This is a genomic window from Streptomyces kunmingensis (assembly GCF_039533535.1).
GTDB lineage: Bacteria > Actinomycetota > Actinomycetes > Streptomycetales > Streptomycetaceae > Streptomyces > Streptomyces kunmingensis.
Window position 1 is genome coordinate 193,365 of sequence record NZ_BAAATS010000027.1, and the last position, 22,050, is coordinate 215,414.

Below are 22,050 nucleotides of genomic sequence, written 5' to 3' on the forward strand. Positions count from 1 at the left end.
CCGGGTCACAGTCCTGTCCGCCAGCAGGAGGTTGCCCCATGTCTGAAACACGGCTGTCCGCAACACGACGTCAAGTGCTCGCCCGTACCGGTGCGCTGGGGGTGGGCATCGCTTTCGCCGGTTCCCTGTCCGAGCTGTTCGCCGGCTCCGCCGCCGCCCAGGGACGCGCCGGCTACGGCCCCCTGGTGCCCGACCCGGCCGGTCTGCTCGATCTGCCGAAAGGTTTCCGCTACCAGGTTCTCTCCCGCGAGGGCGACCCCCTGCGCTCCGGAGAGGGCCAGGTGCCCAGCAATCACGACGGCATGGCCGCCTTCGCCGGCAGAGCAGGCCGCGTCCATCTCGTGCGCAACCACGAGAACCGCGTCACCGGCAAGATCGGCGTGCCGACCGTCGAAGGGCTCACGTACGACCCGATGGGCAAGGGCGGCTGTACGGCCCTCACCCTCGACCGGCACAACCGCGTGCTGTCCGAGCGCGTCGCCATCGCCGGTACGGCCGTCAACTGCGCGGGCGGGCACACCCCTTGGGGTACCTGGCTGACCTGCGAGGAGACCGAGGACAGGGCCGGCACGAACGGCTACACCAAGGACCACGGCTTCATCTTCGAGGTCGACCCCGTCGATCCGCACCGCTCGGGCGCCGTGCCGCTCACCGCCATGGGCCGCTTCCAGCACGAGGCCATCGCCGTCGATCCGCGGCGCGGTGTCGTGTACGAGACCGAGGACGCGTTCGACAAACCCTTCGGCCTCTTCTACCGGTTCCTGCCCGAGAAGCCGCACGGCGGTCTCGGCTCGCTGCGCGCGGGCGGCAGGCTCCAGGCGATGCGGGTGCCCGGCGTGTCCGACCTGTCGGCGGTGCAGGAGACCGGCGCGAGCTTCAAGGGCATCGAATGGGTCGACGTACCGGATCCGCTCGCCGTCCAGACCCCCATCCGCAACCAGGACTTCGGACCCAAGGGCATCACCCACGCCCAGAAGCTGGAGGGGTGCTACTGGGGCGGCTCGTGCGTGTACTTCGTCTCCTCGTACGCGAGGAGCCGCGAAGGGTCCGCCGCCGACCACTTCGGCCAGATCTGGCGCTACGACCCCGCCGCGCGCCGGCTCACCCTGGTCATCGTCTTCGGCCCGGACACGGACGTGCAACTGCCCGGTGAGGAGCCCGACAACATCTGTCTGGCGCCCAGCGGAGGCCTGATGGTGTGCGAGGACGGCGAGGGCGCGCAGCACGTCTTCGGCGTGACCAGGAAGGGCGAGGTGTACGCGATGGCGCGGGGCCGCCAGAACATCGGGACGCCCGATGACCCCTCCTGGGGCGAGTTCGCCGGAGTCACCTTCGCTCCGGACGGCGACACCATGTACGTGAACTGCTATACGCCCGGTACGACGTTCGCGGTGACCGGCCCCTGGCACAAGTGACGCACCCGTAGTGGCGCCGCCCGCGCCGGCACAGAGCGGCTTTCTGCCATCTGACCGGTTTCGGGCGGCGTGGTGCGTACATGGCCTGGGCAAGGTCCCAGCATGGAAGAACGGCCGATAACAGCATGGGAGTTCACCGACGACCGCGGCCATCTCGCCGCGGCGCCAGAGGCGCCGGAGCGGGTCGTCGCATACATACAGGCCGGAGCGAGTCTGTGGGACCTGGGGATACGCCCCGTGGGTGTCTTCGGCTCGTACCACGACGGGGAGAGACCCGATCGCGCCAAGTCCGGGACGCTGCCGCTCGACGACGTCGCGTATCTGGGGGCCGGTGCGACGCTCGGCCTCGATGACGTGCTCGCGGTGCGGCCGGATCTCGTGGTGGCCCTGACGTACGGCGGCGGGCAGGTGTACGGGGTCGAACCCGACGTCGCCAAGCATCTGGAGGAGCACGTCCCGGTCGCCGTGATCGATGTGGGGCAGGGCCGGGGGCTCGCCGCCGTCCGGGAGCGGGTGGCGGAGCTCGGCCGGACCCTCGGGGCGACGCAGGACGGCGCTTCCTTGCGGGAACTGACGCGCGCCGAAAGCGAGTTGGCCGACGCGGCCGAGAGGGCCGGGGCGGTCCGGGTGCTGGCGCTTTCGCCCGGCGGGCCGGACAGCGTGCACCTCGCGCGGCCCGGGAAGTGGCCCGACCTGAGCGCGCTGACGGGGCTCGGGGTCCGTACGGTGGAGCCGCCCGAGGGACCCGGCGCGAACTGGCACACCGGGGCCTGGGCCGACGCCGCCGAGCTGGCGCCGGACGTGGTGCTGGTGGACGCCCGGGCCAACGCGGCGCCGCGGGAGCAGTACGCGGGGGACGCACAGTGGGCGGCCGTGGCCGAGCGGGCCCTGGTGCTGCCGTGGAACCCGGAGATCGCGGCCAGCGCGGCCGCGCACGCGGCGTTCTTCGATCAGGTGGCGCGGGCGTTGCGGCAGCGGGGGCCGTCGCTCTGACGGGTTTGACCCGTTCGGGGACCGGTGGGAGACAGGAGTGAAGGCCACCGCCTATTTGCCCGATTAATACCATTTTCAGGGTTATCGTCACCGCGTGATCAGCTCCCTCCGTCGCACCGCACTGACCTGCGCCCTCGGCGCTCTCGCTCTCGGAGCCACCGCCTGTTCCGGCGGCGGCGCCGAGCTTTCGCACCCGGGGCGGGTGGGCCGGCCCGCCGCGAGCCCCTCGGCCGTGGCGCCGACCGGGCCGCCGACACTCGCCCCGGGCCCCGCGGGACTCACTCCCGTCTTCAGGAGCGCCCCGGAGCCGAAGGGGCGTACGGTCGCGCTCACCTTCGACGCCGACATGACCGCGGGCCAGGGCGCGCGCGCCGCCTCCGGCGAGCACTTCGACAACCCCCGGCTCATCGCCGCGCTGCGGGCGCTACGAGTGCCCGCCACCGTCTTCATGACCGGGCGCTGGGCCGAGCAGTACCCGGTGCAGGCCAGGGATATCGGCGGCGACCCGCTCTTCGAGGTCGCCAACCACTCGTACAGCCACTACGCCTTCACCGGCGACTGCTACGGACTGCCCTCCGTGCCGGGCGGGCGGATGCGCGCGGACGTCGAGCGGGCCTTCGCCGCGTTCCGCAGGGCGCGGGTCGGGCACGTGGTGCCGTACTTCCGCTTCCCCGGCGGCTGCTACGACCGACGGGCGCTGCGGGCCCTCACGCCCGCCGGTGTCACCGTCGTGCAGTGGGACGTGGTGAGCGGCGACGCGTTCGCGACGGACGCGGACGCGGTGACACGGCAGGTGCTCGACGGGGTGCGGCCGGGATCGGTCGTCGTCATGCACTGCACCCGCAGCGCGGCGCCGACGACGGAGCGGGTGGTGCGGGCCGTGGTGCCGGCGCTGCGCGCGAAGGGCTTCCGGTTCGTCCGGGTCTCCGAGCTGGTCGGGGCCGCCCGGAAGGCGTGACCGTACGCTGGTGGGCATGGAGAACACCCAGGACGGCGCCGAGGCAGAGGTACCGGCAGAGGTCGCCGAGTGCGTGCTGTGCCGTAACCCCACCGAGTACCCGGAGTCCACCAAGGGCGTGACGCTGTGCCCGGTGTGCGAGTGGCAGGAGGCGCAGCGGACGGCCTGCTCCGGATAGGCCGGACGGGAGTCCGTCAGCGGCGGGACGACAGGGTGCAGGCCGTCGCCGCGCAGACCGCCGCCAGCACGGCGGCCGCGACGAGCGCGAGCAGCGGCGCCGGGACCCGGCCTTCCTGCGAGCCCGTGATCAGGTCCGTCACCGCCGAGCGCGCCGGGGAGCCGGGCGCGACCAGGGCGAGCAGCGCGAAGAGCAGCATGCCGGCCACGCCGAGCCCCGTGCCGCGCACCACCGGCCAGGTCGTGACGGCGCCCACCGCACCACCGACCAGGGCGCACACCACCACGGCGAGCAGGCCCGCGCCGGCCGCGGGCAGCACCGGCACCTTGACCTTGTGGTCGGTGCTCGCGCCGTCGCTGATGAGCGCCACGACGACCGTCGTCGCCGTGCCGAGCGCGGTCGCGGCCATGAAGGCCGTGACCAGACTCGCCAGATGCGCGCGCCAGGGCGCGGTGGCCGCGGCGGTGCAACTGCGGGCGGCCGGCGGCTCGTTGGAGACGCAGATCCGCGCCAGCCAGGCGCTCACGGGCAGCAGGGCCGCGGCGGCGTACCCGAGGGAGTCGAGCACCGGCTGTCCCGCCTGGAGCCCGATGGCGAGGGACGCGGCGTACAGCACGACCGGCGCCAGCCAGCGCTGCGAGCGCAGCAGCAGGGCCGACTGGTAGGCGAGCAGGGCGGTGGTCATCGGCCTTCCGGGGGTGCGGGTTCGGTGCGGACGGCGACGACGTGCCAGGGCGGCCGCGCGTTCAGCAGCGTACGGAGGACGGAGTCGGAGTGGGTGGCGGGCACGGTGACGCGGACGGTGCGGGCGTCGAGGCGGGTGAGGGTGTGCGGGCACGGCAGCTCGGGGTCGCGGCCGGACCCGCTCGCGGTGACCGTGACCTGCCGCCCGACCGGGCCTGACACCCCGTCAAGCCCGTTGACCACGCTCAGACTTGATCCCTCGATACGGTACGTGGCGTCGGGGAGGCCCGCGAGCCGGGCCGGGTCGTGGTCGACGAAGAGCACGGCGCCGCCGGCCGCGGTGCGTTCGGCGACGGCCCGGTCCAGTTCGCCGCGGGCGGCGGTGTCGAGCCCGGTCCACGCCTCGTCGAGGACGAGCAACTCCGGTGCGGCCAGCAGGGCTTGGGCGACCGCGACCTTCTGACTGCTGCCCTTGGACAGCTCGGCCAGCGGGGTGCGCGCGTACCCGGCGGCGCCGAACCGCTCCAGCCACTCCCCCGCCTCCCGCTCCGCCACCGCGCGGACGAGGCCGTGGACGCGGCCCAGATGCGTGAGGTAGCCGAGCGCGGTGAACGGCAGGGCGGCGGGGAAGCGTTCGGGGACGTACGCGGTGCGCGGGCGGCCGACGACCCGGCCCTCGCTGGGTGAGTCGATCCCGGCGACGAGCCGCAGCAGCGTCGACTTTCCCGTGCCGTTGGCGCCCTGCACCCGGACCAGGGCGCCGGCGGGCACGTCGAGGTCGACGCCCCGCAGCACCCAGGGGCCGGCCAGGCCGTAGCGGCGTCCGACATTGCGGAGGGCGACGTTGCGAGAAGCGACGGGGCCTGGGGACGGGTCGGGGCGCATACGCACATGCTCCCGTACGCGCGGGCGGCGCTCGGGAGCGGGGGCGCGCCGGGCTGCTGGCAGACTGGAGGGTGTGAGCAGCGAAGACACGAGTACGCCCAGCACGCCCGGCACTGCCGGGGCCGCCCCCGAGGCCTCCGACAGCCCGTTCCGCGACGAGCGCACCGCGCGCGACGAGGCGCCGCAGTTCGTGCTGCCGCTCGTGGTGCGCATCGAGCGGGCCGCGCCGCCGGCCCGAACCGACGCGCTGGAGACGGCTGCGCGCGCGGTCCTTGTGATGCTGGCCGACGAGCGTTCGCTGGGCGACGGCGAGTGGGCCGCGGTCATGCGGGACTGGCAGGACGCCCGGATCCGCAAGGTGGTGCGCCGGGCCCGGGGCGCGGAGTGGCGCCGCGCGGAGACCCTCGACGGCATCACGGTCACCGGCCGCGGCGGCGCCGAGGTACGGGTCTTCCCGCCGGTTCCCCTGGACGGCTGGCCCAAGGACCTGGCGAAGCTCCAGGTCTCCGGCACCGACCTCGACGACCCCGAGCCGCCGCCCGCCGCGGATCCCGCCGCCCCGGTGCTGTGGCTCAACCCCGACCTCGGCATGACGGCGGGCAAGGCCATGGCGCAGGCCGGCCACGGAGCCCAACTGGCGTGGTGGGAGCTGTCCGACGCGCAGCGCAAGGAGTGGCGGGAGGCGGGCTTCCCGCTGTCGGTGCGGGTGGCCGACCCCGCCCGCTGGGAACCGCTGACCCGGGCCGGTCTGCCGGTGGTGCGGGACGCCGGTTTCACGGAGATCGCACCGGGGTCGTGCACGGTGGTGACGGAGGGCGCGCGGGAGGGCGGACTGCTGTCGGAGCTGGGCCGGCACTGAGCTCAGAGCCTGTCTTTGAACCCCCGCCCGCGAGCAGCATCGTTCGCCCCCGTGGCCCCACCCCCACCCGCTGTCCGCCCGGCCCGCGGGACGGGCGAAAGACGCCGGGTCGGGAGTCTGGCGAGCGGGCGCGCGGCGTCCTAGCATCGGACCGTCCGCGAAATTCACACTCGGACGAGTCGGCTCCGGCACCTGAGGAGCCGGCGCCGCTCGATCCCCCGAGACCCCGGGACCGCACAGCGCCGATTGCGGCCGGGTCGTTCTCGCCGACGTACGCCCCGGCCCCTGGCCCTCACCGTCCTGTGGCGAACTCCCGCGCGCCGGCGGGGCAATGAGGGCGGTGAGCACCTGAACCGCGCAGGGGGAGACGCGCGCTCGCGTGCTCACGGGCCGCCGCCGATGCCGGCACAGCCGCCGGCGGCGGCCGCTCCCCGGCACTGGGACGGCCGGGACAGGACCGGACTTCCGCCGCATGCTGATGCCGCTGGGACGCGACCCCGGCCACGGGCCCGGCGGTGAACCTCAAATGTAGCTCTGAACGTCCCTCCTCCGGGGTTCGCCCGTGCCCGCCGGGGCGATGAGAACAGCACGCCGCGGCGCACTGGCACGGCGCAGGAGGGGGACGGCCATGCAGCACGTCGCACAGTTGGGGACCGGGATCGGCTGGCGGCCCGAGATCGCCGACATCATCGAGGCCATGCCCGGCATCGACTGGGTCGAGGCCGTCTCCGAGAACCTCTGCCCCGACCATCTGCCCGACTCCCTGCTGCGGCTGCGCGAGCGGGGCGTCACCGTGGTACCGCACGGTGTCTCGCTCGGACTCGGCGGGGCGGAGCGGCCGGACGAGCACCGGCTCGCGCAGCTCGCCGCGAGCGCCGAGGCGCTGGGCGCACCGCTGGTCACCGAGCACATCGCGTTCGTCCGGGCGGGCGGGGGGCGCACGGCGTCGCCGCTTCTGGAGGCGGGGCATCTGCTGCCCGTGCCGCGCACCCGCGACGCGCTGGCCGTGCTGTGCGAGAACGTCCGGATCGCGCAGGACGCGCTGCCGGTACCGCTGGCCCTGGAGAACATCGCGGCCCTGTTCAGCTGGCCCGGCGAGGAGATGTCCGAGGGGCAGTTCCTGTACGAGCTCGTGGAGCGCACCGGCGTACGGCTGCTGATCGATGTGGCGAACCTGTACACCAATTACGTGAACCGCGGCGAGGACCCGGCACGGGCGCTGGACAAGCTGCCGGTCGAGGCCGTCGCGTACGTCCATGTCGCGGGCGGTTTCAAGCGGGACGGCGTCTGGCACGACAGCCACGCCCATCCGGTGCCGCGGGCCGTCCTGCGCATCCTGGCCGACCTGGCCTCACGGGTGAAGCCGCCGGGTGTGCTGCTGGAGCGGGACGAGAACTTCCCCTACGACGAGAGCGTGCTGGAGCGGGAGGTGACGGCGATCCGGGAGACCGTGGCCGCCGCGTCCGCCGCCGCACCCGCCGCCGCCGTCCCGGCGCCTGCAACTCGGCGTCCTGTCGCGCCCGTTGAGGAGCCGGTACGGGAGCGGCTCGGGCTCGCCCAGGCCGCGCTGCTCTCCTCGCTCGTCGCGGGCACCCCCGTTCCGCCGGGCTTCGACCGTGCGCGGCTCGCGGTGCAGAGCCGGGCCCTGCTCACCAAGCGGGCCGATGTCGTCGCCAAGGTGGCGCCCGAACTGCCGGGCATCCTGGGCCGCCACACGTACCGGACCGCGTTCCTGGCATACGCGCAGGACCGGCCCATGACGGACGGCTACCGGCATGACGCGCTCGACTTCGCCGAGGACCTGCTGGTCGGCGGGCACGTCGAAGATCCCTTCACCCGCAAGCGGCTGACCGACTGGTGGCTGGACCGCTCGGGCCCCAAGCCGCTGGCGAGACGCCCGTTGCGGCGGTACCTGCGGGCCGCCCGGTTCGCGATGCGCCGGGGCTGACCGGAGGCCGCCCGCGCCGCGCGCCGCCCCGCGCGTGCTCCGGTCCTCCACCCTGCGGGGCGCGCGGGCCCGCACAACCCCCGCGCGCAATACCGCGGTTGACGTAGTCGGCGATGATGCCCGGCACTCCGTGCCCGGGGCGCACTAGCGTGCGGTGCCGCACCAGGAGGCACCATGCGACTGCTCTCGCCCACCGAATCGCCCGGCGGCATCCGCGTCAACGGCACCGCCCTCATCGTCACGGGACTCGTGGCGACACTCGCGGCCCTCGTCTTCCCGATCTGGTCGTACGCCGACCGCGCCGGCACCGGCCTGGACACGCTCGACAGCCAGAGCGTGTCGACCAGATTCGGCCCGCTGTCGGCCACCGACCGCATCTTCATCACCAAGGTCCGCCTGGCCGGGCTGTGGGAAATGCCCGCGGGGCAGCAGGCCGAGGAGCGGGCGCCGAGCAGGTCCGTCGAGACGGCGGGCGAGCATCTCGTCGAGGGGCACACGTTCCTGGACGCCCGGGTGCGCGAGGTCGCGGCCCAGCTGAACCTGGAGCTGCCGAACCAGCCGAACCCCCAACAGCAGGGCTGGCTCCGGACGTTGACCGCCGCGCGGGGCACGGACTACGAGCGGAAGTTCGCCAACATCCTGCGCCGCGCGCACGGCCAGGTGTTCTCCCTCGTGGCCCAGGTGCGCGCCTCGACCCGCAACTCGCTCGTACGGGAGCTCGCGGACGACGCCAACACCACCGTCCTGGACCACATCAAGGTCCTGGAGGCCACCGGTCTCGTCGACTTCGACGCCCTCGCCCGGAACGGCGCCACGGCGAGCCCGCCGCCCGTCACCCGCTCCCCGGCCCCGCCGGGCCCGACCACGGCCCCGGACCCGGCCACCCCGCTCACGCCGACGCCCACCCTGACGCTGCCCCCGGCGGCGTCCCGCCCGCGCACCTGAGGAAACGGAACGTCGCATACCGGCAACGCCGTGTCCGCATACTGAACGGGCCATAGCGCATACCCGAACACCTGTCGTAAAAAACACCGCATGTTCTGGGTCCTGTTCCTCGTTCTCGCCTGCGCCTTCGCGGGCGTGTCCTGCGGGCGGCTGTGCCTCGCGACCGTGCGCGCCGCCGACGCCGAGCGCGCCGCGGACACCGCGTACGCCGGAGTCGAACTGTCGCTGTACGAGACGGCGTTCCTGTCCGGCGGTCCGGCCCGGGTCGCCGACGTGGCGCTCGTGTCGATGGCCCGCGGCAGCCGGCTGCTGCTCGCGCACACCGGGTGGGCGACGGTCGTCGACCCCGTCGGCGAGGACGACATGGAGCGCTCGGTGATCGGCGCGATCGGGCCCGCAGGACAGTCGCCCATCCGACCGCTGCGCACGGCCACGGCCGCGGGCGACGCCGTACGGGCCCTGGCCGAGCGGCTGGTCGCGGCCGGGCTCGCGGTGCCGGACGCCGCCCGGTCGACGGTGGCCGGGGCCCGGCGTCAGGTACGGGCGGCGGCTGTCGCCGTGGTGGCCCTGGGCGCGGCGGCCGTGCTGCTGCCGGGCGGGACGGACGGACAAGGGCTGCCGGTGGCGGTCTGGTTCGCGCTGCCGCTGGTGCTGACGCTGAGCTGCCTGGCCCTCGCCCGCATCGAGATCCACCCGTACACGCGCTGGGCCTCACCGGCCGGGCAGCGCCTGCTCGCCGCCCTGCCCGAGGGCACCGGCAGTCTGCTCGCGGTCGCCGTGCGCGGGGTGCGCGCGGTGGACGACCCCGCCCTGCGGGCCGCGCTCGACGCCAGGAGCGCCACCGGCGCCTGAGCGCCCGCCGTCGAATCCGCCCGCCCCGGCCACGCATCGGCATCATTGCTCCGACACGGCGACCGGGTGCTTTACATCCTCAACCACCGCCCCAAGTATCCCTTTTGACCACGAGCTCTGACCGCGAACCGCAACGGTTCGGGAGCTCGACGAAAGGGATGCATGCGAGCGACGAGAACAGCATCCGCCCTCCGCGCCGCCGCGGGATCGTTGATCCTGTCGGTCCTCGGCGCCGCCCCGGCGAGCGGCGCGGGCGCCTTTCCCCCCGGCCCCGGCGCACCGGAGACGCTCGGCACCGCCGTCGCCGCGCAACGTGCGGCCGCCGCCGGCATCCGCTTCGCCGCCTGCCCCGCCGTGGAGAACCTGCCCTCCCCTGTCACCTGCGGCACCGTCTCCGTACCGCTGGACTACGCACGGCCACGCGGCAGGCAGATCAAGCTGACCGTCAGCCGCGTCAGGGCGGCCGGTGAACACGGCGGGAAGCGGGTCGCCCGGCAGGGCGCGTTCGTCTTCAACCCCGGCGGTCCCGGCGGCAACGGCATGTACTTCCCGCTGGTCCGCATGGTGCCCGAGTGGAAGCGCCTCGGCGCCGCGTACGACCTCGTGGGCTACGCGCCGCGCGGTGTCGGCCGGTCGGCGCCGCTGTCCTGCCGGGGCCCCGAGGAGCTCGTCAAGCACCCCACCCAGGCGCCGACGTACCCCTCGGACGCGTACAAGAAGGAGCGGATCGCGCAGGCGAAGGCGTACGCGCGCGGCTGCGCGAGGAGGAACCCCGATCTGCGGCACTACACGACCCTGAACAACGCCCGCGACCTGGACGTGCTGCGGGCGGCGCTCGGCGAGAAGCGGCTCACATACATGGGCGCCTCGTACGGCACGTACATCGGGGCCGTGTACGCGCAGCTGTTCCCCTCGCACGTGCGGCGGATGGTCTTCGACTCGGCGGTCGACCCGGACCCGCACCACATCTGGTACGGCAACAACCTGGATCAGTCGGCCGCGTTCGAGCTCCGCTGGGCCGACTTCCGCGCGTGGGTCGCCAAGCACCACGACACGTACCACCTGGGTACGACGCCCGGGGCAGTGCAGGCGTCCTACGAGCGGGCGAGCGCGAAGCTGGCGCGCAAGCCGGCCGGCGGCAAGGTCGGACCCGGGCAGCTGCAGTCCGCGTTTCTCCAGGTCGGCTACTACGACGACTACTGGCCGATGCGGGCCACGGCCCTCTCGCGGTATCTGAAGGGCGACCCGAAGCCGCTGATCGGCCAGGCCGCGCCGAACCCGCGGGCCGCCGCCGAGAACGAGAACAGCAGAGCGGTGTACACGGCCGTCGAGTGCAACGACGCGCCGTGGCCGACGGACTTCCGGACCTGGGACCGTGACACCACGCGGCTCGCGCGGACCGCGCCGTTCGAGGCGTGGGACAACACGTGGATGAATCTGCCGTGCGCCTACTGGTCCGCGCCGCGGCAGGAGCCGGTCGACGTGCGGACCCTGCCCGGCGCGCTGCCGCCCACACTGATCCTGGCCGCCGAGCGGGACGCGGCCACGCCGTACGCGGGCGCCCGCGAACTGAACCGGCGCCTCGACGGCTCGGTACTGGTGACGGAACGCGGGGCGGGCACGCACGGGGTCGCCGGGGGCGCCAACGCCTGCGTGAACGGGCACTTCGACGCGTACGTGCTGGAGGGCCGGCTGCCGGAGCGCCGTTCATCGTCCTGCGCCCCACACGCGGAACCGACCCCGCTCAGCCCCTCCGGCGATTGAGGAGCGGGGTCCGGGGCAGAGCCCCGCAACCCCCGCTCCAGGGGCCCGACCGACTAGGCCAGTTCCGCCACCAGATCGGCCACGCTCTTACGGCGCCCCGTGTAGAACGGAACTTCCTCCCGCACATGCATCCGCGCCTCGGACCCCCGCAGATGCCGCATCAGGTCGACAATGCGATCCAGCTCATCCGCCTCGAAGGCAAGCAGCCACTCATAGTCACCGAGCGAGAACGAGGCGACCGTGTTGGCCCGCACGTCCGGGTAGCCGCGCGCCATCTTGCCGTGATCGGCGAGCATCTTGCGGCGCTCGTCGTCGGGCAGCAGGTACCACTCGTAGGAGCGCACGAACGGGTACACCGAGATGTAGTTGCGCGGCGTCTCGTCGGCCAGGAACGCCGGGATGTGCGAGCGGTTGAACTCGGCGGGGCGGTGCAGCGCCATGTTCGACCACACCGGCTCCAGGGCGCGGCCCAGCTTCGTGCGGCGGAAGAGGTTGTACGCCTCCTGGAGCTGGTCGGCGGTCTCGGCGTGCCACCAGATCATGAGGTCGGCGTCGGCGCGCAGGCCGGACACGTCGTAGGTGCCGCGGACGGTCACGTCCTTGGCGGCGAGCTGGTCGAACAGCTCCTGGACCTCGTCGGCGAAGCCGGCCCGCGCGGTGTTTTCGGGCAGCACGTCCTTCAGCTTGAAGACCGACCAGAGGGTGTAGCGGATGACCTCGTTGAGGTCCTTGGCCAGCTTGCCCTTGTTCGGGATCCGCGCCGGGTCGGCGGTAGGGGTGTCGTCGCTCATGTCCCTATTCTCCTGCGCCGCCGTGCAGACTCTGCACCGGGTTCGCCTTCAGCTCCTCGCGGGTGCCGCTGTCGCCGCGCAGCTCGTCGGCGGCGGCGTACGCGCTCGCGATGCACGCGGGGATGCCGACGCCGTCGTACGCGGCTCCGCACACGGTGAGGCCGGGGAGCTGGGCGAGGTGTTCGCGGATCCGTGCGACGCGGGCCGTGTGGCCGACGGGGTACTGGGGCAGGCCGTCCTGCCAGCGCGTGACGTGGGCGGCGACGGGGGCGGCCGTCTGGCCGGTGGCGGCACCCAGATCGCGGCGGGCGACGTCGACGAGGTCGGCGTCGTCGCGGGCGAGGTCCTTCTCGTCGCCGTAGCGGCCGACGGAGGTGCGCACGATACGCAGGTCGGGGTTGTCGGCGCCGATCCAGCCCCATTTGTGCGAGGCGAACGTGGCGGCCTTGATGGTGTGGCCGTCGACGGGCGGGACCAGGAAGCCGCTGCCCTCGGGAAGGTGGGCCTCGCTCGTGCGGAACGCCATCGTGATCAGGGCCATCGAGGCGTAGTCGACGCCCCGCAGCTCCTGGGACGCCATCGGGGACGCGGTGCGCAGCAGGCTCGCCGCCGCGGGCGCGGGCAGCGCGATGACGACCTGGTCCGCGGTGAAGGTGCGGCCCTGTTCGGTGACCACGCGCCACACGGGCTCGGGTTCGGCGGGCCGCTGCGCGAAGCGGCCCCCCGCCGGGCGTGTCCCGCGGCTCAGCCGCTGGTCGCCGCCGCCACGGGCCCGCAGGGTGCTGGCCCGCTCCCCCGTCAGGATCGTGCCGCCCTTCGCCCGCACCGCGTCGGCGACCGCGGCCGGCAGGGTGCCGATGCCGCCCTCGATGCCCATGAACACCGGGCCCGGCTGCTGGTTCCCGGCGGTGCGGGCCTGGATCGCGCGGACCGCCGCCGTCAGGGAGGGATGACGGCGGGCCTCCTCGAACAGCTGGGGCACCGCGCTGCGCATCGAGATGCGGTAGGCGTCGCCCGCGTAGACACCGCCGAGGAGCGGTTCGACGAGCCGGTCGACGACCTCGCGGCCGAGGCGGGCCGCGACGTACTCGCCCACGGCGACGTCGTCACCGATCTCCGTGGGCGGCAGGTCGGCCTCCTGCTCGATGCGCAGCAGCCCCTCGTCCGAGAGGACGCCGGCGAGCGCGTCGGCGGTGCCGGGGACGCCCATGACATGGCCCTTGGGCATGGGGTGCAGGGTGGAGCGGCTCCAGAGCGAGGCGGTCGCGGTGGACGGCGGCTGGAGACGGTCCGCCAGGCCCACCTCGCGGGCCAGGCCCACCGCCTCGGGGCGGCGCGCCAGCATCGATTCGGCGCCCAGGTCGACGCGGGCGCCGGCGATCTCGCCCGCGAGCAGCTTGCCACCGAGCCGGGGGGACGCCTCCAGGACCGTCACCTCGACCCGGTCGTCCCCCTCGGATCCGTCGAGCACTCTGTGTGCTGCCGCGAGGCCCGCGATACCGCCGCCGATGACGAGGACTTTCCGGTCCCGTGCAGTTCCCGTACCTGTGTCCGTTTCGCGCATGCCCCCACTCTCTCAGAACCGGTCGTCCGTCTCGACGAGTCCCGACCGTGACCCGTTCGGAACCGGTCGGCAACCACCGGACGGCCCGGTCGCGCGTCGAAGGAGGCGTCCGGCAAGCAGCACGTCCAGCACGTCCCCAGGGGGTACCCATGCACACGTCCCGACCGACCCGTACACGTCCACGACCGCGGCCCGCGCAGACGCTGGCCGCGCTGCTGATCGCCGCGGCGCTCGCGCTGGCGGGCTGCTCGGGCGCGAGCGACGGCGACGACCTCAAGAGCGCCGCGGGCGGCACGGCCGAGCAGGACGCGGGCGCGGCGGCCGACAACGGACGGAGCGGAGGCAAGGCCGCAGGCGCCGAGAAATCGCCGAAACTCACCGGCGTCCACATCATCCGCACGGCCACGCTCTCCGTCCGCGTCAAGGACGTGCCCGACGCGCTCGACAAGGCGCGCACGGTCGCCGAGGAGGCGGGCGGCATCGTCGGCGACGAGACGACGGACCGGGACGGCCACGGCCACGAACGCTCCCGGATCACCCTGCGCGTGCCGCAGGAGGAGTACGAGGACGTACTCGGCGAACTCTCGGGCGCGGGCCGCCTGTTGGAGCGGAACGTGACCGCCAAGGACGTCACCGATCAGGTCGTCGACGTGGACAGCCGCATCGCGTCGCAGCGGGCGAGCGTGGCCCGGGTGCGTGAACTCATGGACCGGGCGACGAAGTTGAGCGACGTGGTGACGCTGGAAGGGGAGCTGAGCGGCCGTCAGTCGGAGCTGGAGTCGCTGCTCGCGCAGCAGGCGTCGCTGAAGGACCGCACGACGCTCGCGACGATCACCCTGCGGCTGTCCGAGGCGCCCGCGAAGGCGGCGGGCGGCGACGACGACGCGGGCTTCCTCGACGCGCTGTCGGGCGGCTGGTCCGCCTTCGTGACCGTGCTGAAGTGGGTGGCGATGGCGCTCGCGGCCGTGCTGCCGTTCGCCGCGGTCGCGGCGCTGCTGGCCTTCCTGTGGTTGCGGCTCGTCCGCCCCCGGCTGCCGCGGCGCGCCGGGGACGAGCCCGTACGGACGGCGGTCGGCCCGCTGCCCGCGCACCCGGAGTCCGGGTCCGACGCGCGGGACTGACGTCCGCGGCCGACGTAGCGTTGGGCCCATGAGCACTGACAACGCTGCGCGGGAACGGCTGGTAGTCATCGGTGGCGACGCGGCGGGCATGTCCGCCGCGTCGGGGGCCCGGCGGCTGCGCGGCCCGGACGAGCTGGAGATCGTGGCCTTCGAACGGGGCGACTTCACCTCGTACTCGGCGTGCGGCATCCCGTACTGGGTGGGCGGCCAGGTCGGCGGTCCTGACGAGCTGATCGCGCGGTCGCCCGAGGAGCACCGGGAGCGCGACATCGACCTGCGGATGCGCACCGAGGTCGTGAAGATCGATGTCGAGGGGCGGCGGGTACGGGCCCGGGAGCTGGACGGCGGGGCCGAGACCTGGGTCGCGTACGACAAGCTCGTGATCGCTACGGGGGCCCGCCCGCTCCGGCCGGACCTGCCCGGGATGGACGCGCCCGGGGTGCACGGCGTGCAGACGCTCGGCGACGGGCAGGAGCTGCTCGGCACGCTGCGGGCGACCGAGGGGCGCAAGGCCGTGGTGGTGGGTGCCGGGTACATCGGCGTCGAGATGGCGGAGGCGCTGCTGCACCGCGGGTACGAGGTGACCGTCGTCAACCGCGGGGCCGAGCCGATGTCGACGCTCGACCCGGACATGGGACGCCTGGTGCACGAGGCGATGGCGGGGATGGGCATCACCCTGGTCGACGACGCCGAGGTCACCAAGATCCTCACCGGGGACGACGGGCGGGTGCGGGCGGTGGCGACCCAGGAAGCCGACCACCCGGCGGACATCGTGGTGCTGGGCCTCGGTGTGCGGCCGGAGACGACGCTGGCCCGGGACGCCGGTCTGCCGCTCGGTGACAGCGGCGGGCTCCTCACCGACCTGGGGATGCGGGTGCGCGGCCACGACAACATCTGGGCGGGCGGCGACTGCGTCGAGGTCCTCGACCTGGTGTCAGGACGCGAACGCCACATCGCGCTCGGCACCCACGCGAACAAGCACGGTCAGGTCATCGGGGCGAACGTGGGCGGCGGTTACGCGACGTTCCCCGGTGTCGTGGGGACGGCGGTCAGCAAGGTCTGCGACCTGGAGATCGCGCGCACGGGGCTGCGCGAGAAGGACGCGCTCCGTGCCGGGCTGCAGTTCGTGTCGGTGACCGTCGAGTCGACGAGCCGGGCGGGGTACTACCCGGGCGCGGCGCTCATGACGGTGAAGATGATCGCCGAGCGGCGCACGGGCAAGCTGCTCGGCATGCAGATCGTCGGGCGTGAGGGTGCGGCGAAGCGGGTCGACGTGGCGGCGGTCGCGCTGACGGCGGGGATGACGGTGGAGCAGATGACGGCCCTGGACCTGGGGTACGCGCCACCGTTCTCGCCGGTGTGGGACCCGGTCCTCGTGGCGGCCCGGAAGGCGACCTCGGCGGTCCGGGCAGCCGCCGGATAGGTCGCACCGGCGACGGGATGTCGCCGGTTTCCCGCCACGTTTCGCAGACTCCCTGCACAACTCCCGGACGCGTCGCACCATGTGACGCGTCAGAGCGGCACGGCCACGCAGCGCGACCGGGGGGCCGTGCCGCTGGAGGGGCGCACGGCGGTGGGGAGCCGTCGCGTGCCCGACCGGGAGGGGGCACCACCACATGCAGCGCTCCGTACGAACGGCGGCCGTCGGCGCCGGGTCCACCACGCACCGTTCCGCGCTCCCGAAGGGAGCGTGACGGGCCGTGCGGATCCTGGTCCTGGGCTCCACCGGATATCTGGGCGGGCACATCGCCGACCGGCTGCGCGCCCTGCCGGGCGTGCGGCTGCTCACCGGCGGCCGCCACCCCGACAACGACCTGCGCGTCGATCTGGCGACGATCGCGCCGAGCGCCCTCGCTGAGCTCGTCGAACTCGCCGCGCCCGACGCCGTCGTCAACTGCGTCGGGGCCGCAGGCGGCGGCGCCCTGGCCCTCGTCGAGGCCAACTCCCGTGGCCCCGCGGTCCTGTGCGAGGCCCTGCACAGCGCGGCGCCGACCGCGCGCCTGGTCCACCTCGGTTCCGTCGCCGAGTACGGGCCGACGATCCTCGGCGAGCAGACCCCGGAGGAGGCACCGGCCCGGCCCGTCTCCGTGTACGGGGCGAGCAAGCTCGCGGGCAGCCTCGCGGTCGCCGCCTCCGGTCTCGACGCGGTCGTGCTGCGCGTGACCGACCCGGTCGGTCCGGGCGCGCCCCGCGCGGGCCTGCCGGGCCGGCTCACCGCCGAACTCCGGGACGCCCTGCGTCTCGACCTGCCCGGCCCGGTCCAGGTCGACGACCTGTCGGCGCACCGCGACTTCGTCGACGTACGCGATGTGGCGACGGCGGCGGCTCTCGCCCTCACCGCGCCGAGACCGCTGCCGCCCCTGCTGAACATAGGCAGCGGTCACGCCGTCCCGGTACGCGATCTGGTGCACGGTCTGGTGCGGGCGTCCGGCTACCGGGGCCGGGTGGAGGAGGCGCTCGGCGCGGTCGGCCGTTCCCCCGCGGTGCCCTGGCAGTGCGCGCGGATCACCGCCGCCCGCCGGGAGCTGGGCTGGCAGCCGACCCATACCCTGCACGCCTCGCTGACCGCACTGTGGTCGGCGGACGGCGCACCCGCCAGGGAGCTGCGCTGAGCCGCTGTGCCTAGCGGGCGGTCTGCGTGTGGACGTACTCCACGAGGCGGGTCAGCGCGTCCGGGTCGGTGCTCGGCAGCACGCCGTGCCCGAGGTTGAAGATGTGGCCCTCCAGGCCGGCCGCCGCGTCGAGCACCTCGCGGGCCTTGGCCTCGACGGCCTCGGGCGTGGTGAAGAGGACCGCCGGGTCGAGGTTGCCCTGAAGCGCCTTGCCGGGGCCGACACGGCGCGCGGCCTCGTCGAGCGGCACGCGCCAGTCGACGCCGACGATGTCCGCGCCGGCCTCGCCCATGAGCCCGAGCAGCTCACCGGTGCCGGCACCGAAGTGGATGCGCGGGACGCCGTAGGACTCGACGGCCCGGAAGACCTTCTCCGACGCGGGCATGACCGAGCGCCGGTAGTCGGCCGGGGAGAGCGCGCCGACCCAGGAGTCGAAGAGCTGTACGGCGCTCGCGCCCGCCTCGATCTGCACCTTCAGGAACGCGGAGGTGATCTCGGCGAGCCGGTCGAGCAGGTCGGCCCAGAGCTGCGGGTCGCCGTACATGAGGGCTTTGGTGTGCTCGTGGTTGCGGGACGGCCCGCCCTCCACGAGGTAGCTCGCGAGGGTGAACGGCGCGCCCGCGAAACCGATGAGCGGCGTCGAGCCGAGCTCGGCGGTGAGCAGACCCATGGCCTCGGTGACGTACCAGACGTCTTCCGGGGTCAGGTCGCGCAGCTGGGCGAGGTCGGCGCGGCTGCGGATCGGTTGGGCGACGACCGGGCCGACGCCGGGCTTGATGTCGAGGTCGATGCCGATGGCCTTGAGCGGCACGACGATGTCGCTGAAGTAGATCGCCGCGTCGACCTTGTGCCGGCGCACCGGCTGCATCGTGATCTCGGCGACCAGCTCGGGCCGCGTGCACGACTCCAGCATCGGGATGCCTTCGCGCACCTTGTGGTACTCGGGCAGTGAGCGCCCCGCCTGCCGCATGAACCACACCGGCGTGTGCGGCACGGGCTCACGCCTGCACGCCCTGAGGAAGGCGGAATCCTTGACGGCGTCGTGCGTCGCTGACGGCTGCTGGCCCGTGGCCTCGGTGTTGGCACTCACAGCGGAAAGTCTCGCACGGCCACGAAGTGTAGGGAGAACGGCATCGGCGCCGGGTGTCCTACCTGCGCACGGGGCTCGTTCCCCTTAACCTTCCCGGCATGGCTGCGGCTCAGGGACAACGGTCGAGCAGCCCGGAAGACTCTGGCGACTCGGACGGGATGAGTGAATCGGTGCGGGAGGGGCAGAACGCTCGGGACATGAACGCTGCACAAAAGGACGACACGGCTCCGACCACTCCCCTGGCCTTCCGTACGGCGGTCGACGCCTTACGGTCAGCGCGGCTGCGCCCGGAGATCGAGATCGACCCCACGCGCCCGCCGCAGCGCCTGGCTCCCTTCTCCTACGCGTTGGAGGCCACGGTCGTCGACCCGGCAGCCGAAGACGCCGACGACGACGTCCTGGCCGACGGCCGGCTCGTGCTGCTGCACGACCCGGCCGGGCACGAGGCGTGGCACGGCACGTTCCGCCTGGTGACGCTGGTGCGCGCGGAGCTGGAGGCGGAGATGGCCGCCGATCCGCTGCTCCCCGACGTCTGCTGGTCGTGGCTGACGGGCGCGCTGGCGGCCCGCGGCCTCTCCTACGGGGAGCCGTCCGGCACGGTCACCCGGGCCAGTTCGCACTACTTCGGCGGGATCGGGGACCGGCCCCCCGCCTCGCAGATCGAGATCCGGGCGTCGTGGACGCCGCGCGAAGGACCCGGCGGGGTGCCGGACACGGCCGCGCATCTCGCCGCGTGGTGCGAGCTGCTGTGCCAGATCGGGGGACTGCCCCCGGCGGCGGGCGCGGCGAACGGCCCGGACGGCGCGGTGGTGACGCTGCCGCAGCGCCGGGGCCCGCGCCCCTCCTGACCCCGCCCCTCTCGAACTTCTCTGCACCCTTCCTGTTCATCCCGTCCTGTTTCACCTCTTCAGAGGGACTGTTTTCGGCCGCGTCGGCGAGTGCCCGACGCGGCCGTTACTCGTTTCGATTCGGTTTGATCTTCGGATGATCGATACTGTGTCTGAATTGCGTGGATTGTTACTCACCAAATCGTGATCTTTCTCTAAAGGCGGGCGGGTTTGCTGCCGAAGACCTCAGTGACCTTGAAAGCACGGTTCGTCCCGGCTTCACCCCCGAGCCGGCTCCGTCCCGCACCCCAGGAGGCCTGGTGTCCGTTCTCCTCGAGCAGCCCTCAAGCCTGGTCGCCTACCGCCCGAACAAGCCGACCGCGATGGTGGTCGTGGCCGACCCCCGCGTCCGTTCCACCGTCACCCGCCATCTGTGGGCGCTCGGTGTGCGCGACGTGATCGAGGCCTCGTCCGTCGCGGAGGCTCGTCCCCGCATCGGCAACCCCCGCGACATCTGCGTAGCCGACGTCCACCTCCCCGACGGATCCGGCCTGACGCTTCTCTCCGAAACCCGGGCGGCGGGCTGGCCCAACGGGCTCGCCCTCTCCGCCGCCGACGACATCGGTGCCGTACGCAACGCCCTCGCGGGCGGCGTCAAGGGCTACGTCGTCACCGGTACCCGTACCAACGTAGGACTCCCCAACCGCCCCGGCGCCGCACCGATCGGTTCCGCGGCCGCCCGTATGCACCGCCGCCCCCCGGGTGCCCCGAGTCACCCGGGCGGCTACCGCGAACTGTCCGGACGCGAGGTCGAGGTGCTCCGCCTCGTCGCCGAAGGACAGTCGAACAAGGCCATCGGGGTCTCCATGGGCCTGTCCGCACTGACCGTCAAGAGCCACCTCGCCCGGATCGCGCGCAAGCTCGGCACGGGTGACCGGGCCGGGATGGTGGCGGTCGCCCTGCGCACCGGCATCATCCACTGAACCGCCCCCCAGCCGCCCTGGCCGGATCTTTCCGGTTTACACACCTTCAGCGCCCGTCGACGGAACGTTCCGTCGACGGGCGCCGTCCGTTCACAGATACCCTTGACAGGTGACCGACGCCCAAGAGACCGCAGCAGACAGTTCACTGCGCACCACCGGAGGCGCCCCTCCGGACGACGTCGAAACGGCGCCGATCCCCCTGCTCGAACCGCGCGAGGGCATTCCGCCGGTGATCGCCGACGAGGCCGCGCTCGCCCAGGTGGTCGCGGCCTTCGCCGCGGGCACCGGACCTGTCGCCGTCGACGCCGAGCGAGCTTCCGGTTACCGCTACGGACAGCGCGCCTATCTGGTGCAGCTGCGCCGCGAAGGTGCGGGGAGCGCGCTCATCGACCCCGTCGCCTGTCCGGACCTGTCCGGCTTCGGCGCGGCCATCGAGGACGCGGAGTGGGTGCTGCACGCCGCCACTCAGGACCTGCCGTGTCTGCGCGAAATAGGCATGGTGCCGTCGGAGCTCTTCGACACCGAACTGGCCGGACGGCTCGCCGGCTTCCCGCGCGTGGGCCTCGGCGCCATGGTCGAGAACGTGCTGGGCTACGTACTGGAGAAGGGGCACTCGGCGGTCGACTGGTCGACGCGGCCGCTGCCCGAGCCCTGGCTGCGCTACGCGGCGCTCGACGTGGAGCTGCTCGTCGACCTGCGGGACGCCCTGGAGAAGGAGCTCGACCGGCAGGGCAAGCTCGACTGGGCCCACCAGGAGTTCGACGCGATCGCGTCGGCGCCGCCCGCGCCGCCGCGCAAGGACCCGTGGCGCCGGACGTCCGGCATGCACAAGGTGCGCCGGCGCCGGCAGATGGCCGTCGTCCGCGAGCTGTGGACCGCCCGCGACCGGGTCGCGCAGCGTCGTGACGTGTCGCCGGGCAAGGTCCTCGGCGACACGGCGATCGTCGAGGCCGCCCTCGCCCTGCCGCCCAACGTGCACGCGCTGGCCGCGCTGCCCGGCTTCGGGCACCGCATGGGGCGGCGTCAGCTGGAGCAGTGGCAGGCGGCCGTGGACCACGCCAGGGAGCTGCCGGACGCGGAGCTGCCGCAGCCCGGGCAGCAGGTGGCCGGGCCGCCGCCGCCCCGGGCCTGGGCCGACAAGGACCCGGCCGCGGCGGCGCGGCTCTCCGCTGCGCGGGCCGCGGTGTCGACGCTGGCCGAGACGCTGAACATGCCGCAGGAGAACCTGATCACGCCGGACACGGTGCGGCGGGTCTGCTGGGAGCCGCCTTCCGTGGTGGACCCCGAGTCGGTGGAAGCGGCGCTTGCCTCGCACGGGGCGCGGCGCTGGCAGGTGGAGCAGGTCACTCCCGTGTTGGTGGCGGCGCTGGCGTCCCGCCCGTAGGGATACGTGGTCCGTCGTCGGCCGCGGCACCGTCGTGGCTGGTCGCGCAGTTCCCCGCGCCCCTGGAGATGCGCACTGCGTGCGCTGCCTCCAGGGGAAGGCGCGGCGAAGCCGCATGCCTTCAGGGGCGCGGGGAACTGCGCGAGAAGCCCCACCGGGCCGCACCCGGCGAACAAACCCCCCGGGGCACGACGCAC

The 22,050-nt window shown here is 73.5% G+C and carries 20 protein-coding genes; 15 read left to right on the forward strand and 5 right to left on the reverse strand.

What is annotated here, in order from left to right; all coding sequences use genetic code 11:
- The first annotated feature begins 38 nt into the window (after nt 1-38).
- The 4 genes from ABD366_RS29185 (at nt 39) to ABD366_RS29200 (ending at nt 3,544) form a co-directional block, all read left to right on the forward strand.
- On the forward strand, nt 39-1,415 hold the full coding sequence (locus ABD366_RS29185) for a PhoX family protein (RefSeq protein ID WP_324773544.1): 1,377 nt from the start codon (nt 39-41) through the stop codon (nt 1,413-1,415).
- Between the two features lie 102 nt (nt 1,416-1,517).
- The gene (locus ABD366_RS29190; RefSeq protein WP_324773546.1) at nt 1,518-2,408 is read left to right on the forward strand and encodes a TroA family protein; all 891 of its coding nucleotides are present in this window, start codon (nt 1,518-1,520) and stop codon (nt 2,406-2,408) included.
- A gap of 94 nt (nt 2,409-2,502) precedes the next feature.
- Nucleotides 2,503-3,366: a polysaccharide deacetylase family protein gene (locus ABD366_RS29195; RefSeq protein ID WP_324773548.1), complete on the forward strand. Its 864-nt coding sequence runs from the start codon at nt 2,503-2,505 to the stop codon at nt 3,364-3,366.
- A 16-nt stretch (nt 3,367-3,382) separates the two neighbouring features.
- A complete protein-coding gene (locus ABD366_RS29200) occupies nt 3,383-3,544 on the forward strand; it encodes a hypothetical protein (protein ID WP_324773550.1) in 162 nt (53 codons plus the stop codon).
- Nucleotides 3,545-3,560: 16 nt separating this feature from the next.
- Here the strand turns inward: ABD366_RS29200 and ABD366_RS29205 are convergent, their stop codons facing one another.
- Nucleotides 3,561-4,229 carry an ABC transporter gene (locus ABD366_RS29205; protein WP_324773552.1) on the reverse strand — a complete coding sequence of 223 codons (669 nt, stop codon included), beginning with the start codon at nt 4,227-4,229 and terminating at the stop codon, nt 3,561-3,563.
- Entirely contained in the window at nt 4,226-5,113 is an 888-nt protein-coding gene (locus ABD366_RS29210; RefSeq protein WP_324773555.1) for an ABC transporter ATP-binding protein, read from the reverse strand. The genes ABD366_RS29205 and ABD366_RS29210 overlap by 4 nt, the downstream gene beginning before the upstream one ends.
- Before the next feature lie 73 nt (nt 5,114-5,186).
- Between ABD366_RS29210 and ABD366_RS29215 the strand changes: the two genes are divergently transcribed.
- The 5 genes from ABD366_RS29215 (at nt 5,187) to ABD366_RS29235 (ending at nt 11,481) form a co-directional block, all read left to right on the forward strand.
- Nucleotides 5,187-5,972, forward strand: coding sequence for a peptidyl-tRNA hydrolase (locus tag ABD366_RS29215; protein WP_324773557.1), 786 nt, complete (start codon nt 5,187-5,189; stop codon nt 5,970-5,972).
- 628 nt (nt 5,973-6,600) lie between these two features.
- Nucleotides 6,601-7,920 (forward strand): MbnB/TglH/ChrH family RiPP precursor modification enzyme, encoded by a 1,320-nt coding sequence (locus ABD366_RS29220; protein WP_324773559.1) that lies wholly within the window; start codon nt 6,601-6,603, stop codon nt 7,918-7,920.
- A gap of 174 nt (nt 7,921-8,094) precedes the next feature.
- Entirely contained in the window at nt 8,095-8,865 is a 771-nt protein-coding gene (locus tag ABD366_RS29225) for a DUF4142 domain-containing protein (RefSeq protein WP_324773561.1), read from the forward strand.
- Between the two features lie 90 nt (nt 8,866-8,955).
- Nucleotides 8,956-9,717, forward strand: coding sequence for a TIGR04222 domain-containing membrane protein (locus tag ABD366_RS29230; RefSeq protein WP_324773563.1), 762 nt, complete (start codon nt 8,956-8,958; stop codon nt 9,715-9,717).
- Nucleotides 9,718-9,879: 162 nt separating this feature from the next.
- The gene (locus tag ABD366_RS29235) at nt 9,880-11,481 is read left to right on the forward strand and encodes an alpha/beta hydrolase (protein WP_324773565.1); all 1,602 of its coding nucleotides are present in this window, start codon (nt 9,880-9,882) and stop codon (nt 11,479-11,481) included.
- Between the two features lie 53 nt (nt 11,482-11,534).
- Here the strand turns inward: ABD366_RS29235 and hemQ are convergent, their stop codons facing one another.
- Nucleotides 11,535-12,272 carry a hydrogen peroxide-dependent heme synthase gene (gene hemQ, locus ABD366_RS29240; protein WP_324773567.1) on the reverse strand — a complete coding sequence of 246 codons (738 nt, stop codon included), beginning with the start codon at nt 12,270-12,272 and terminating at the stop codon, nt 11,535-11,537.
- A 4-nt stretch (nt 12,273-12,276) separates the two neighbouring features.
- Nucleotides 12,277-13,836, reverse strand: coding sequence for a protoporphyrinogen oxidase (hemG, locus tag ABD366_RS29245; protein ID WP_324773568.1), 1,560 nt, complete (start codon nt 13,834-13,836; stop codon nt 12,277-12,279).
- A gap of 149 nt (nt 13,837-13,985) precedes the next feature.
- Between hemG and ABD366_RS29250 the strand changes: the two genes are divergently transcribed.
- The 3 genes from ABD366_RS29250 (at nt 13,986) to ABD366_RS29260 (ending at nt 17,569) form a co-directional block, all read left to right on the forward strand.
- Complete coding sequence (locus ABD366_RS29250) at nt 13,986-14,957, forward strand: DUF4349 domain-containing protein (protein WP_324773570.1); 972 nt, start codon at nt 13,986-13,988, stop codon at nt 14,955-14,957.
- A gap of 28 nt (nt 14,958-14,985) precedes the next feature.
- Nucleotides 14,986-16,380, forward strand: coding sequence for an FAD-dependent oxidoreductase (locus tag ABD366_RS29255; RefSeq protein WP_324773571.1), 1,395 nt, complete (start codon nt 14,986-14,988; stop codon nt 16,378-16,380).
- A gap of 277 nt (nt 16,381-16,657) precedes the next feature.
- Nucleotides 16,658-17,569, forward strand: a complete 912-nt coding sequence (locus ABD366_RS29260) for an NAD-dependent epimerase/dehydratase family protein (RefSeq protein WP_324773573.1) — start codon at nt 16,658-16,660, stop codon at nt 17,567-17,569.
- A gap of 10 nt (nt 17,570-17,579) precedes the next feature.
- Here ABD366_RS29260 and hemE read toward each other — a convergent pair whose 3' ends face one another.
- On the reverse strand, nt 17,580-18,659 hold the full coding sequence (gene hemE, locus ABD366_RS29265) for a uroporphyrinogen decarboxylase (RefSeq protein WP_324773575.1): 1,080 nt from the start codon (nt 18,657-18,659) through the stop codon (nt 17,580-17,582).
- A gap of 98 nt (nt 18,660-18,757) precedes the next feature.
- On the opposite strand from hemE, the gene ABD366_RS29270 reads away from it, so the two are divergent.
- The 3 genes from ABD366_RS29270 (at nt 18,758) to ABD366_RS29280 (ending at nt 21,853) form a co-directional block, all read left to right on the forward strand.
- Entirely contained in the window at nt 18,758-19,507 is a 750-nt protein-coding gene (locus tag ABD366_RS29270) for a DUF3000 domain-containing protein (protein WP_411293842.1), read from the forward strand.
- 299 nt (nt 19,508-19,806) lie between these two features.
- Nucleotides 19,807-20,469: a response regulator transcription factor gene (locus tag ABD366_RS29275; protein ID WP_324773580.1), complete on the forward strand. Its 663-nt coding sequence runs from the start codon at nt 19,807-19,809 to the stop codon at nt 20,467-20,469.
- Between the two features lie 109 nt (nt 20,470-20,578).
- Nucleotides 20,579-21,853 carry a ribonuclease D gene (locus tag ABD366_RS29280; RefSeq protein ID WP_324773582.1) on the forward strand — a complete coding sequence of 425 codons (1,275 nt, stop codon included), beginning with the start codon at nt 20,579-20,581 and terminating at the stop codon, nt 21,851-21,853.
- Nucleotides 21,854-22,050: the final 197 nt, after the last annotated feature.